The 12,763-nt window shown below is 71.1% G+C and carries 12 protein-coding genes; 10 read left to right on the top strand and 2 right to left on the bottom strand.

Translation table 11 applies throughout. From position 1 onward, the window contains the following. Positions 1-31 precede the first annotated feature (31 nt). From G406_RS0101520 to G406_RS0101500, 5 genes are all read left to right on the top strand, one after another. On the top strand, positions 32-865 hold the full coding sequence (locus G406_RS0101520; RefSeq protein WP_028932413.1) for a GNAT family N-acetyltransferase: 834 nt from the start codon (positions 32-34) through the stop codon (positions 863-865). 41 nt (positions 866-906) lie between these two features. Further along, on the top strand, positions 907-1,497 hold the full coding sequence (locus G406_RS44040; protein ID WP_037074626.1) for a CHAP domain-containing protein: 591 nt from the start codon (positions 907-909) through the stop codon (positions 1,495-1,497). Positions 1,498-1,670: 173 nt separating this feature from the next. After that, positions 1,671-2,060, top strand: coding sequence for a DUF3054 domain-containing protein (locus tag G406_RS0101510; protein ID WP_028932412.1), 390 nt, complete (start codon positions 1,671-1,673; stop codon positions 2,058-2,060). Between the two features lie 9 nt (positions 2,061-2,069). Beyond that, positions 2,070-2,927 (top strand): type I methionyl aminopeptidase, encoded by an 858-nt coding sequence (gene map / locus G406_RS0101505; protein WP_028932411.1) that lies wholly within the window; start codon positions 2,070-2,072, stop codon positions 2,925-2,927. Continuing rightward, positions 2,924-4,429 carry a cobyric acid synthase gene (locus G406_RS0101500; RefSeq protein ID WP_037074624.1) on the top strand — a complete coding sequence of 502 codons (1,506 nt, stop codon included), beginning with the start codon at positions 2,924-2,926 and terminating at the stop codon, positions 4,427-4,429. Before map ends, G406_RS0101500 begins: the two co-directional genes overlap by 4 nt. A gap of 117 nt (positions 4,430-4,546) precedes the next feature. Here the strand turns inward: G406_RS0101500 and G406_RS0101495 are convergent, their stop codons facing one another. Beyond that, positions 4,547-5,923: a mycothione reductase gene (locus tag G406_RS0101495; RefSeq protein ID WP_028932409.1), complete on the bottom strand. Its 1,377-nt coding sequence runs from the start codon at positions 5,921-5,923 to the stop codon at positions 4,547-4,549. Between the two features lie 344 nt (positions 5,924-6,267). Here G406_RS0101495 and G406_RS0101490 point away from each other — a divergent pair, with 344 nt between their 5' ends. The 3 genes from G406_RS0101490 to cobO are packed head-to-tail and all read left to right on the top strand — an operon-like array spanning position 6,268 to position 9,406. After that, entirely contained in the window at positions 6,268-6,741 is a 474-nt protein-coding gene (locus G406_RS0101490) for a GNAT family N-acetyltransferase (protein WP_028932408.1), read from the top strand. After that, complete coding sequence (locus G406_RS0101485; protein WP_028932407.1) at positions 6,738-8,774, top strand: putative cobaltochelatase; 2,037 nt, start codon at positions 6,738-6,740, stop codon at positions 8,772-8,774. The genes G406_RS0101490 and G406_RS0101485 overlap by 4 nt, the downstream gene beginning before the upstream one ends. A 17-nt stretch (positions 8,775-8,791) precedes the next feature. Further along, positions 8,792-9,406, top strand: a complete 615-nt coding sequence (gene cobO / locus G406_RS0101480; protein ID WP_028932406.1) for a cob(I)yrinic acid a,c-diamide adenosyltransferase — start codon at positions 8,792-8,794, stop codon at positions 9,404-9,406. 608 nt (positions 9,407-10,014) lie between these two features. Here cobO and G406_RS0101475 read toward each other — a convergent pair. Further along, positions 10,015-10,695, bottom strand: a complete 681-nt coding sequence (locus tag G406_RS0101475; RefSeq protein WP_028932405.1) for an SGNH/GDSL hydrolase family protein — start codon at positions 10,693-10,695, stop codon at positions 10,015-10,017. A gap of 254 nt (positions 10,696-10,949) precedes the next feature. Here G406_RS0101475 and G406_RS0101470 point away from each other — a divergent pair, with 254 nt between their 5' ends. Further along, complete coding sequence (locus tag G406_RS0101470; protein WP_028932404.1) at positions 10,950-12,332, top strand: cobyrinic acid a,c-diamide synthase CobB; 1,383 nt, start codon at positions 10,950-10,952, stop codon at positions 12,330-12,332. After that, positions 12,329-12,751, top strand: a complete 423-nt coding sequence (locus G406_RS44035; RefSeq protein WP_037074879.1) for a cobalamin biosynthesis protein — start codon at positions 12,329-12,331, stop codon at positions 12,749-12,751. Before G406_RS0101470 ends, G406_RS44035 begins: the two co-directional genes overlap by 4 nt. Positions 12,752-12,763 lie beyond the last annotated feature (12 nt).

Genomic DNA, 12,763 nt, shown 5'->3' with positions numbered 1-12,763 from the left:
ACGCTCAGGTTGATTCTGGCAATCTAGTCAAGTGCTGAGAGTTGCCGGTCCGCGCCTGCTCGACGAGCGGGATAGGGCGGGTGTGCAGCTGGTGCTGGATTCCGACCCGGTTGCCACCTGCATGGTCGCCTCCCGGGTGGAGCTTGCCGGGGTCGACTCCTGGCGGCTCGGTGGCGAGCTGTGGGGAGTGGGCTCGCGGCTCGACGGCCTGTGCTTCGCGGGAGCCAACCTGGTTCCGCTGCGCGGCGAGCGCGCCTCACTGCGCGCGTTCGCCGAGCGCGCCCGCCGCGTCGGCCGGTCCTGTTCGTCCATGGTGGGTCGCGCCGAGCTGGTTCTCCCGCTGTGGGAAGAGCTGTCCGGGCACTGGACGCCCGCGCGTGAGGTCCGCCACGACCAGCCGTTGATGGTCCTGCCCACCCGTCCGGCGATCACGGCCGACCCGAAGGTCCGCGCCGTGCGCCCCGACGAGCTCGACCGCTACCTGCCCGCCGCCGTGGCGATGTTCACCGAGGAGGTCGGCATCGACCCGCGCCTCGGCGACGGTGGCGTCGGCTACCGGGCCAGGGTCGCCGAACAGATCGCCAGCGGCAGGGCGTTCGCTCGGTTCGAGGACGGCGAGGTCGTGTTCAAGGCCGAGATCGGGGCCCTGTCGTCCCGGGTCGGACAGATCCAGGGCGTCTGGGTGCGGCCCGACTGCCGGGGCCACGGTTACGGAGCCACCGGTACCGCCGCGGTGGTGGAACGGCTGATCGACCTCGGGCGGGTCGCCAGCCTGTACGTCAACGCCTACAACTCGCCGGCGCGCGCGGTCTACTCGCGGGTCGGCTTCAGCCAGATCGCCAGTTTCGCGACGGTGTTGTTCTAGAAAGCGCCCGCCGCCCGGTTCCGGTTCGCTACGGTCGTGGTGTGCGCCGATGCTGGCTAGTCGCGGGTGTCCTGCTGCTCCTCGGCGCGGCACTGGCCGGTTGCTTCGTGGCGCGGCCGGCGGAGACGGCGCCTCCCGGAGCGTCGTGGACGCACGCGGTCGACGAGTTCCCGCTCATCGCCCCGACCGGTCTCGACCCCGGTCAGCTGCGGCTGGTGGACATCTTGCGGCGCGAGCACGCGGCACGGGAACCGGCCACCAAGTACTCGTCGGGTGTGCCGGAGCCGTGGTGCGCGGACTTCATCAGCTGGAACCTGCGCGCCGCCGGGATGCCGCTGGTGAACCCGAACAGCGGAGGCTGGCGCATTCCGGGCACGCGCACGCTGGCCGACTACTACCGCTCGGCCGGTCGCTTCCGCACCCCGGACTCCGGACACCAGCCCACGGTCGGCGACGTCGTCTTCTACAGCGCGCAGAGCCCGTTCGGCCAGCATGCCAGCATGGTGCTAGCGAACGAGGGCGGCGAGCTGACCACGATCGGCGGCAACGAGGGCGACCAGGTGAGAGTCCGACGCGTGTCGATCGGCCGGACGGCCGGGGTCCTCGGATTCGGGCTCCTGCCCCGAACCTGACCGATGACCGCGCCGCGGTTCGTCTCGCAGAGCGTCGTGTTGTGTCGCAGACACTGCAGTGTCTGCGACACGACAGGAAGCTCTGCGAAGTCGTGAGAGGCCGCGAGGTCGTCCGGGCGCCCGCACGTCAGCCTGAGCGGTGATCGCGGCTCGGCCCGGCATACCCTGTGGGCGTGACCTCGCAGACCGTCCGACCCGTCGCCGGTGCTGTCGCCACCGCCGCCGTCGTCGACCTGATCGTGGTGCTGGTGTTCGCCGCCATCGGCCGTAACTCACACGCCGAGGGCATCACCGTACTCGGCACGTTGACCACCGCCGGGCCGTTCCTCGTGGCGCTGCTGCTCGGCTGGCTCGTCGGCCGCGTGTGGCGCGCCCCGCTGACGCTGCCGACCGGCGCGTTCGTCTGGGCCGTCACCGCGGGCATCGGCCTGGCCGTGCGTACGGTGTTCACTCATCGGCTGCCGCTGTCCTTCGTTCTGGTGGCCTCGATCAGCCTGGCGGTCCTGCTGATCGGCTGGCGACTCCTGGCGCTGCTTGCCACACGCTGGACACGCTCCGCCTAAGGTAGAGGGATGCCCGTACGTGAAGCGCTCACCCCGGGCCGTGTCTCGCCGATGCGGCCGGTCCCGCCACAGATCCCCCGCCCGGAGTACGTCGGCAAGGCAGCGCCGACACCGAGCAGCGATCCCTGGGTGCAGCCGACCGAGGTGATCGAGGCGATGCGGGTCGCGTCGCGGATCGCGGCGCAGGCACTCGCCGCCGGTGGCGAGGCCGTGGCACCCGGCGTCACCACCGACGAGGTCGACCGGGTCGTCCACGAGTTCCTGTGCGACCACGACGCCTACCCGTCGACGCTGGGCTACCGGGGCTACCCGAAGAGCTGCTGCACGAGCCTCAACGAGGTCATCTGCCACGGCATCCCCGACTCCACGGTGATCGCCGACGGTGACATCGTCAACATCGACGTCACGGCGTTCATCGGTGGTGTCCACGGCGACACCAACGCCACGTTCCTGGCCGGCGACGTGTCCGAGGAGGACCGGCTGCTCGTCGAGCGCACCCGCGAGGCGACGATGCGCGCGATCAAGGCCGTGCGCCCCGGACGCCCGCTCAACGTGGTGGGCCGGGTCATCGAGTCCTACGCCAAACGCTTCGACTACGGCGTCGTGCGTGACTTCACCGGGCACGGCATCGGGCGTGCCTTCCACTCCGGTCTGGTCGTGCTGCACTACGACGCGCCCGAGGTGGACACGGTGCTCGAGACGGGCATGACGTTCACCATCGAGCCGATGATCAACCTGGGCACGATCGACTACGACATCTGGGACGACGGCTGGACCGTCGTGACGAAGGACCGTAAGCGGACCGCGCAGTTCGAACACACCGTGCTGGTCACCGCGGACGGCTCGGAGATCCTCACCCTGCCGTGAGCCTGCTGGTGGCCGGTACGACGTCCGATGCCGGCAAGAGTTTCCTGGTCACGGGCCTGTGTCGATGGCTGGCGCGACGCGGGGTGAAGGTCGCGCCGTTCAAGGCGCAGAACATGTCCAACAACTCGGTCGTGACCCCCGACGGCGGCGAGATCGGCCGGGCGCAGGCCATGCAGGCCACCGCGTGCGGTCTCGAACCGTCGATCCGGTTCAACCCCGTGCTGCTCAAGCCGGGCAGCGACCGCTCCTCGCAGGTGGTGGTGCTCGGCAAGGTGGACGGGACGGTCAGCGCCCGCACCTATGCCGAGCGCAAGTCGCTGCTGCTGTCCACGGTCGTCGACACGCTGGCGAGCCTGCGCGCGGACTACGACGTGGTGATCTGCGAGGGCGCAGGCTCGCCCGCCGAGATCAACCTGCGCGCCAACGACATCGCCAACATGGGGCTGGCCAGGGCGGCGGGGCTGCCGGTCCTGGTCATCGGGGACATCGACCGGGGCGGGGTACTGGCCCACCTGTTCGGCACACTCGCCCTGCTCGGCCCGGAGGACCAGGCGCTCGTCGCCGGGTTCGTGATCAACAAGTTCCGGGGCGACCCGACCCTTCTCGAACCGGGGCTGGAACAACTTCGCGTGCTCACCGGGCGCCCGACCTACGGTGTCCTGCCGTTCGACACCCGGCTGTGGCTGGACGCCGAGGACTCCCTCTCCGCGGTCACAGACGGCGTCATCGGACGGCCCGGGCCGCCACTCGGTGATCGCTGGCTGCGGGTCGCGGTGCCGCGATTCCCCCGAATCTCCAACTCCACCGACGTCGAGGCACTGGCCTGCGAACCGGGTGTCGCGGTCCGCTACGTGACCGAGCCGTCCCGGCTCACCGACACCGACGTCGTGGTCCTTCCCGGCTCCAAGTCGACGGTCGACGACCTGGAGTGGCTGCGCGCCACCGGGCTGGCCGACGCGGTGCTGGCGCACGCCCGAGCCGGACGTCCGGTGCTGGGCATCTGCGGCGGCTACCAGATGCTGGCCCGTCGGATCGTGGACGAGGTCGAGTCCCGGCGCGGAGCGGTGGACGGGCTGGGGCTGCTCGACCTGGAGATCCATTTCGAGCGGGCCAAACACCTCGCCCGCCCGAGCGGGCGCGCGTTCGGTGAGCCGGTCCACGGTTACGAGATCCACCACGGCCGCGTGGTCACCAACGGTGCTGCACCATTGGTGACCACCGAGGACGGCGTGGGGGAGGGCTCCGACGCCGGCGTAGTGCTCGGCACCCATTGGCACGGCCTGCTGGAGAACGACGCCTTCCGGCGAGCGTTGCTGCGCCGAATGGCGCCGGACGGCTTCGAACCGGCACCGGACACGTGCTTCACCGACGTGCGATCAGCGCAGCTCGACCTGCTCGGCGACCTGGTCGAACAGCACCTCGACACCGACGCGATCCTGCGTCTGATCGACCACGGTGCCCCGCCGGCTCTGCCGTTCGTCCCGCCCGGCGCGGTCGTCTAGCCCGCACAGAGGCTCTCGACGCCGCACAGAGGCCGGGGCCTCTGTGCGGCGTGGACTCGGTCTGTGCGAGCCGCCAGGCCGGTGTGCGGCCGGGAGGAGCCACTGAGGTGCCTGTGGTCAGTCCAGGGGCAGGCTGAGCAGGGCGTTCTCCACCACCTCGGGCAGGGCGGGGTGGATCCAGTACTGGCCCGTCGCCATCTCCCGTGCCGGTAGGCCGAAGGACATCGCCTGGATCAGCGGCTGGATGACCGTCGAGGCCTGCGAGCCGAGGATGTGGGCGCCGAGGAGCTGCCCGGTCTCGCGGTCGGCGAGCAGCTTGCAGAAGCCGGTGGTGTCCTCCATCGCCCAGCCATAGGCGACCGACGCGTAGTCCTGCACCGCCGAGACGTAGTCGAGACCGCGCTCGCGGCACTCGGCCTCGGTCAGCCCGACCGCGGCGATCTGCGGCGAGGTGAACACCGCGGACGGCACGAAGCGGTGGTCGACGCGCCGGGGCGCGTCCGCGTGCAGCAGGTTGTGCGCGACCACCTTGGCCTCGTGGTTGGCGACGTGCTTGAGCTGGTAGGGCGAGCTGACGTCGCCGAGCGCGTAGACGCCGTGGGCGGAGGTCTGCTGGTACTCGTCGACCACGATCCGGCCGTCCGGGTGGGTGTTGACGCCCGCGGAGTCGAGGTTCAGCCGGTCGCTGTTCGGGACGCGACCGGTGGCCAGCAGCAGCGCGTCGCCCTCGGCGGTGGACCCGTCCGCCAAGGTGAGCCGGATTCCCCCGCCGGTCGTCTCGCACGCCTTGACCGGAGATCCGGTGCGTACGTCCCACTTGCGCTTGGCCAGCTCGGTGAAATGCGTGGCGACCGTCTCGTCCTGATGACGCAGCAGGAACTCACCCCGGGCCACGACGGTGACCTCGGTGCCGAGCGCGGAGAACACGTGGGCGAACTCCATGCCGATGTACCCGCCGCCGAGGATCACCAACCGGCGCGGCAGGTCGTCGAGCCGCATGATGTTGTCCGACGTGTAGTACGGAACGCCGGCATCGGCGATGACCGAGGGGATGACCGGCCGGGAACCGGCGGCCACGACCACACGGTCCGAGGTGATCTCCTCGGTGCCCCCGTCGTTCAGCGCGATGGACAGCTTCCCCGGGCCGGTGAACTCCGCGTGGCCGGTGAACAGGGTGATGTTGGCGGACCCCTCGGCGCGGTAGTTCCTGCCGCCCTCCGAGATCGGGTCGATGCGGTTGAAGATTCGGTCCCGGATGTCGGACCAGCGGACCTTGTCCACCGTCGAGTCGATGCCGTAACGGCTGGACTCTGCGATCTCCCGCGCCACGTCGGCGGCGTAGACGTACATCTTGGTCGGGATACAGCCCACGTTGAGACAGGTCCCGCCGAACACACCGTGTTCGACGATGGCGACGTTCAGATGGGAGAACCGCTCGTCGGGCAGCGTGTTGCCGGAACCGGAGCCGATGATCACGAGATCGAAATGGCGCACACCTCGACACTAGTGCGGACGCCGCCGCGGCGCCGTGGGCGGTCGAACGGTAAGAAACCTGACCGAAATCGGTAACCCGAACAGCGGTGCTGGCGATAAATCTGATGTTCCAGGTGCCTGACCGCCGTGGGGGGTGGTCAGTCCGGCTCCGCCCGAGCGCTGGCCGGGTGGTTGCCCGCCGCGGTTGCCGGTGGGGCACTCATCCGGCCGGGCGGACACCGGCCGCACCTGGTCTGACCACATCGTTTCCGTCATGGTCGGGCCGGTGTCCTGTGATGACCGGCTGATGATGAATCGCCCTCATGCGCTCGCCCATCCGACGGCATGTCTGGTAGGCAGGGGCAGTGAACGACTCCCTCTCAGCCACGGTGCACCGCGCGTGGGCCGCGGATCTCGAACCGGGCACTCTCTACGCGATCCTGCGGTTGCGGGTCGACGTGTTCGTCGTCGAACAGAAATGTGCCTACCCCGAGCTCGACGGCCGTGACCTCGAGCCCCGCGCCCGGCACTACTGGCTGGGCGGCACCGGCGACCCCGAGCCCGTGCTGGGGTGCGTGCGGCTGCTCAAGGACCCGGACGGCACGTACCGCATCGGACGGCTGTGCACGGCGGCCTCGGTGCGTGGCCGCAAGCTCGGCCGTCGCCTGATGGACGCGGTGATGGCGGAGGTCGGCGACGACGAGTGCGTCGCGGACGCGCAGAGCCACCTGGTCGACTTCTACACCCATTTCGGCTTCGTGCCGGAGGGTGAGGCCTACGACTGGGACGGCATCGAGCACGTGCGCATGCGCAGGCCCAAGCGCGAGCTGGTGTCGTGACGACGAGTCCCGAGGCTCACCCGCTCTTCCCGTTCTCCGCTGTCGTCGGGCACGACGACATGCGCCTGGCGCTGCTGCTGACCGCGGTGAACCCGCGCATCGGCGGCGTGCTGGTGCGCGGCGAGAAAGGCACGGCAAAGTCCACGATCGTCCGCGCGCTCGCTGGACTGCTGCCCAGCAGACGGGTCGTGGTGGGCTGCCGGTTCGGGTGCGATCCGGCCGATCCGGACAGCCGCTGCCCGGACGGGCCGCACAGCTCCGAGGACGGCGCCGAGCCGGTCTCGACGGTGCGGCCCTCGGCGCTGATCGAACTGCCGGTCGGCGCGACCGAGGACCGCCTGATCGGCTCGCTCGACCTGGAACGCGCGCTGTCCGAGGGGGTCCGCGCCTACCAGCCGGGGCTGCTCGCCTCGGCGCATCGGGGCGTCCTCTACGTCGACGAGGTCAACCTCCTGCACGACCACCTCGTCGACCTGCTGCTGGACGCCGCCGCGATGGGGCGGGCCCACGTCGAGCGCGACGGCGTGTCCCTGTCGCACGCCTCGTCGTTCCTGCTGGTCGGCACCATGAACCCGGAAGAGGGAGAACTGCGGCCGCAGCTGCTCGACCGGTTCGGCCTGACCGTCGAGGTGACCGCGAACCGGGACGTCGACCAGCGCGTCGAGGTGATCCGCCGCCGTCTCGCCTTCGAGGCGGACCCGGTCGGGTTCGAAGCCGGCTGGGCACGGACCGAGCGGGAGCTCGCCGAGCGGATCGCGTCGGCACGGGACCGGTTGGGCGCGGTGCGGCTGCCGGACGCCGAGCTGCGCAGGATCGCGGCCGTGTGTGCCGCGTTCGAGGTGGACGGCATGCGGGCGGACCTGGTGACGGCGCGCACCGCGATGGCGCACGCAGCGTGGCGCGGCGCGGCGGAGGTGACCGAGGACGACGTGCGGGTCGCGGTCCGCCTGGCGCTCCCGCACCGCAGGCGCCGCGACCCGTTCGACGAGCCCGGCATGGACGAGCAGGCCTTGGACGACGCGCTGGACCAGGCCGCCGACCATGTCGACCCACCCGAAGGGCCGGACGACCCGGGCGGCGGGCCACCGGAGGACCCGGGACCCCCCGAGCCTCCGGACGGGCCGGGCGGCGGCGCCACAGGCGAGTCCGAGGACCGTTCGAACGGACAGAGCAGGCCCGTCGGCGACGGTCAGGGGCAGCGGGCGCCCGCTCCGAGCACCCCATTCAAGGCCCGGTTGTTGACCGTCCCCGGAGTCGGTGAAGGGGCACCCGGACGCAGGTCCCGGGCCCGCACCGAACAGGGCAGGGTCGTCCGCGCCGCGATGGACAACCCGCACCGCGCGGCCGATCTGCACCTGCCGGCCACCGTCGCGGCCGCGGCGCCCCACCAGCGCGGTCGCGGGCGTAGCGGGCCCGGGCTGCGGTTGCACCGTGACGACCTGCGGCACGCCGTGCGCGAAGGACGTGAGGGCAACCTGGTGCTGTTCGTCGTCGACGCCTCCGGCTCGATGGCGGCCCGACGGCGGATGGCGGCGGTGAGCGGCGCGGTGCTGTCACTGCTGCGTGACGCCTACCAGCGCCGGGACAAGGTCGGGTTGGTGAGCTTCCGCGCGGCTGGTGCCGAGCTGCTGCTACCGCCGACCTCCTCGGTGCCCGCCGCGGTCGCCAGACTGGACCGGTTGCGCACCGGTGGCCGCACGCCGCTCGCCGACGGGCTGCTCAAGGCCCGTCGAGTGCTGGCGTCGGAGCGGCTGCGCGACCCCCGGCGACGGCCACTACTGGTACTGCTCACCGACGGGCGAGCGACCGTGCCGGCCCGGCCCGGCGGCGACCCCGTGCGAGACGCCGCACGTGCCGCGACACTGCTGGCCGAGGAAGGCATCGCCACGGTCGTGGTGGACTGCGAGTCCGGACCCGTCCGGCTCGGGCTCGCGGCGCGGCTGGCGACCGCGGCGGGAGCGCCGCTGGTCACGGTCGAGGAACTGTCGGCGGAGCGGGTGGCCGGCGTGGTCCGTGCCGTGCGCGCGGCCTGACAAAGGGAGGACGGCACATGCCTCAGGGACAGGTCAGCGAAGTACCGAAAGACGGGCTCACCACCAGGCAGCGGCGCACCAGGCCGTTGCTGATCGTGCACACGGGGGCGATGAAGGGCAAGTCGACCGCCGCGTTCGGCATGGCGCTGCGCGCCTGGAACCAGGGCTGGTCGATCGGAGTGTTCCAGTTCGTCAAGTCCGCGAAGTGGAAGGTCGGCGAAGAGTCCGCGTTCCAGGCGCTGGGCCGGCTGCACACCGAGACCGGTGAAGGCGGCCCCGTCGAATGGCACAAGATGGGCGAGGGCTGGTCCTGGGCGCGCAAGCAGGGCACCGAGGAGGACCACGCAGCGGCGGCGCGGGAAGGCTGGCGCGAGATCCGGCGCCGGATCGAGAGCCAGCAGCACGAGATGTACGTGCTGGACGAGTTCACCTACCCGCTCAAATGGGGGTGGATCGACGTGGCCGAGGTCGTCGAAGTACTCACCGCGCGCGAGGGCAGGCAACACGTGGTGATCACCGGCCGCGACGCGCCGCCCGCGCTGATCGAAGCAGCAGACCTGGTGCTGGAGACGACGAAGGTCAAACACCCGATGGACGCCGGCCAGAAGGGCCAACGCGGAATCGAGTGGTGAGCTGGACTTTTCGGCCTGTTCCGCGCGCGATATTTTTCTGTGACCACCCCGGCTCGCGTAAACGCTCGCTGGGGTACTCCCAGAAAAAAAGGCTCGAGGACTCGCCCGGGCGCGCGCTTGTTGTCGCCCTGGGAGCCGCCGTCCGGCTCGGGAGCCTGGTTGCGGACATTCACTGCCCGGCCTTCGCCGGAACTCCTTCGGAGACTCGCGGAGCCGACTTAGCCGTGCTCAAGTTGGTTGTCCGAGTGACCTCGCAGAGCTTCACGTCGCGTCGCAGATGCTGCAGTGTCTGCGATGCAGCATGAAGCTCTGCGAAGCGTGATTGGTGTGATTGGTGAGCGCGCCGTGCACCCAGTGAGCCGTGGCAGCCGTGGCAGCTGTGGGCGCGCAGACCTCCCCCGTCCCCGCGATCCTGGCCTGCACTTGGCGTGGTCGGGTGGTGTCAACCCGGAACCCTCGCCCCCGAGCCCGTGCAACCAGGAACGCGTGCGAGGCCGGCGAAGCCGGGGGTTGATACCGCCCGACCACGCCAAGACACTGGATGGCCAGCGGGGGCACCCCGAGGACCCGGGCGAGCCAACGGGGACACACCGGGTCGAGGTGAGACGTCAGGGCGAGCAGGACGAACGAATGGCGGTGCTGCGCACGGCGCGCGCCAGGTGCAGCATGCCGACCGCGTTGGGGTGGATCCCGTCGGTCGACAGATCCAGCCTCGGAACCCAGCCGCTGTGCGCGTCGACGATGCGCACGGCGTCGAACTCCGAGGCGACCTTGCGCTGCGCGGCCGCGTAGGCGGCGATCACCTTCGGGTCGCGGCCCGGATGCCCGGCCGCGCTCACCTGCAGCGGCTCGACCAGCAGGATCATCGGCACCGGCGCTGTGCTGAAGGCGCTCAGCGTGTGGCGCAGAGCGGTCGTCCACTGCTTGGTCGGCAGCTTCTGCTCGATGTCGTTGATCGCCGAGTCGATCAGCACCAGATCGGCGGAGCCGGGCACCCACTTGGTGGCGCCCTTGTGCACGAGAGCATCGACGTCGAGCGTCGTGCCGCCGTTCACCGCCCTGATGACCGGCTTGACCCGCAGCGCGGTGGCCGCGAGCGTCGCGTAGCTGGCGTTCGCACCGCCGATCTCCGGCGAGTGCAGATAGCTGTGCCCGTAGGCGACCATCGGGCCCTGGGGGCGCGCGCAGTCCTGGGCCTGGGCCGTCGCCGGCTGGCCGGTGACGGTCGTGCCGGTGAGCACGCATGCGGCCGCGACCACCGCGGCGGCGAAGAGGGCGCGAACCCGCACGGTGACTCCTCGATGTCTCTCGCCAGACCCGACCGGCTCGGGACGGCCGGACAGACGTAGCAGTAACTGTGGCACGAGATCATCTGTGTCGGAGAGGTCCGAAAGAGGGTTGACGACGGCTGGTAGCTCGCTCGCGGTAACTGAGCGTCTTCGTGAGATGAGCCAGAAGGAGTGAACCGTTCACCGACGAGTGGTGCAATTGAGTGGACGAGCGGAGACGGTCGGTTCGCGCGGAGTCGCGTAGCGTGCCGGTCATGACCAGGGTGATCGTGATCGCGGCCGCCGCGTCGGGCTCGGGCAAGACGACGGTGGCCACCGGCCTGATGGCCGCGCTGTGCCGGCGAGGTACTCGCGTGGCACCGTTCAAGGTCGGCCCCGACTACATCGACCCCGGTTACCACTCGCTCGCCACCGGTCGTCCCGGTCGGAACCTCGACCCGGTGCTCGTCGGCGAGCATCGGGTGGCGCCGTTGTTCGCGCACGGCGCCGAGGGCGCGGACGTCGCCGTCGTCGAAGGCGTCATGGGGCTGTTCGACGGTCGGATCGGGACCGGCGGGGACAACGACGGCTCCACCGCGCACGTCGCCGGGCTGCTGGGCGCCCCGGTTCTTCTGGTGGTCGACGCGCGGGGGCAGAGCCGGAGCATCGCGGCGCTGCTGCACGGGTTCGCCACCTATCGGCCCGGCACCAGGCTGGCCGGCGTGGTGCTGAACCAGGTCGGCAGCCCACGCCACGAGGAGGTGCTGCGCGACGCCTGCGAGGAGGTCGGGCTGCCGGTCTTCGGCGCGCTGCCTCGTCAGGACGCGCTCGCCGTGCCCTCGCGGCACCTGGGACTGGTGACGGCCGCGGAGCACGGTGGCGCAGCCACGGCGGCCGTGGAGGCGATGGCCGAGCTGGCCGCCACCCATATCGATCTGGACGGGGTGGTTGCGGCCGCCGCCCCGGTCCGGCCCCCCGGCGAGCGCTGGGATGCCGTGTCGGCGTTGGGGAACGTGCCGATCGAGGCCGGGCCGCGTCCGGTGGTCGCGGTTGCCGGAGGGTCCGCGTTCACCTTCGGGTACGCCGAGCATGCCGAGCTGTTGGCGGCGGCGGGCGCCGAGGTCGTGGTGTTCGATCCGGTGCGGGACCCGCACCTGCCGGAGGGCACGACCGGGCTCGTGCTGCCCGGCGGGTTCCCCGAGGAACACGGTGCCGCACTGGCTGCCAACGAGAGCCTGCGTGCCGAGGTCGCCGCGCTCGCCGCGACCGGCGCGCCGATCCATGCCGAATGCGGCGGCCTGCTGTACCTGACGGCCGAGCTGGACGGCCACCCGATGTGCGGTGTGCTGCCGGCCGCCGGCGCGATGAACCCCCGGTTGAAGCTCGGATACCGGGACGCGGTCGCGCTCACCTCGTCCGCACTGTTCACCGAAGGACAGCGGGTCACCGGCCACGAGTTCCACCGGACCACCGTCCTGCCCCCCGCCGCCGCCGGGGCACCCGCCTGGAAATGGGCGCAGCCGGGCGCGGTGCCGGCGGCCGAGGGCTTCGTGGTCGGTGGCGTACATGCGTCCTACCTGCACACCCACCCGGCCGGCCAGCCGGAGACGGTGGCGCGCTTCGTGGCCAGGTGCACGCGGTCGCTCGTCGGGCGGTGAGCGGCGCCCGGTTCGTCGTCGGCCTGGGCTGCCGGCGCGGTGTCGACGCCGCTGACGTCGAGGCGGTCGTCAGAGCCCTGCTCGAACACCACGGCGTGGATCGCGACACCGTTCAGTCGTACGCGACGCTGGACGCCAGAGCCGACGAGCCGGGACTGCGCGCTGTCGTGGGCGACGCACTGCGTACCTACTCATCGCGGCAGCTGGCCTCGGTGAGCGTCCCGAACCCCTCGACGCGGGTGTCGGACGCGGTGGGCACGCCGTCGGTGGCCGAGGCCGCCGCGCTGTACGCGGCCGGTGAGCTGGCGTCTCCCGGTTCCACCGTCGAGCTGATCGGCGAGAAGCTCGCCGGCACCGGGGCCACTGCCGCGCTGGCAAGGATCAGCGCCACGTCCGCCGGCACCCCCTCACACGGCTAGTCCCACGCGGTC

Source organism: Actinospineispora spinosispora DSM 44797 (assembly GCF_000429025.1).
Classification (GTDB): Bacteria; Actinomycetota; Actinomycetes; order Mycobacteriales; family Pseudonocardiaceae; genus Pseudonocardia; species Pseudonocardia spinosispora.
This window is presented reverse-complemented; position numbering and strand designations above follow the sequence as displayed.

Excerpts from the sequence above, each read along its gene's own strand:
- map (WP_028932411.1), top strand. The coding sequence starts at position 2,070 with ATGCCCGTACGTGAAGCGCTCACCCCGGGCCGTGTCTCGCCGATGCGG.
- cobO (WP_028932406.1), top strand. The coding sequence starts at position 8,792 with ATGCCTCAGGGACAGGTCAGCGAAGTACCGAAAGACGGGCTCACCACC.
- G406_RS0101470 (WP_028932404.1), top strand. The coding sequence starts at position 10,950 with ATGACCAGGGTGATCGTGATCGCGGCCGCCGCGTCGGGCTCGGGCAAG.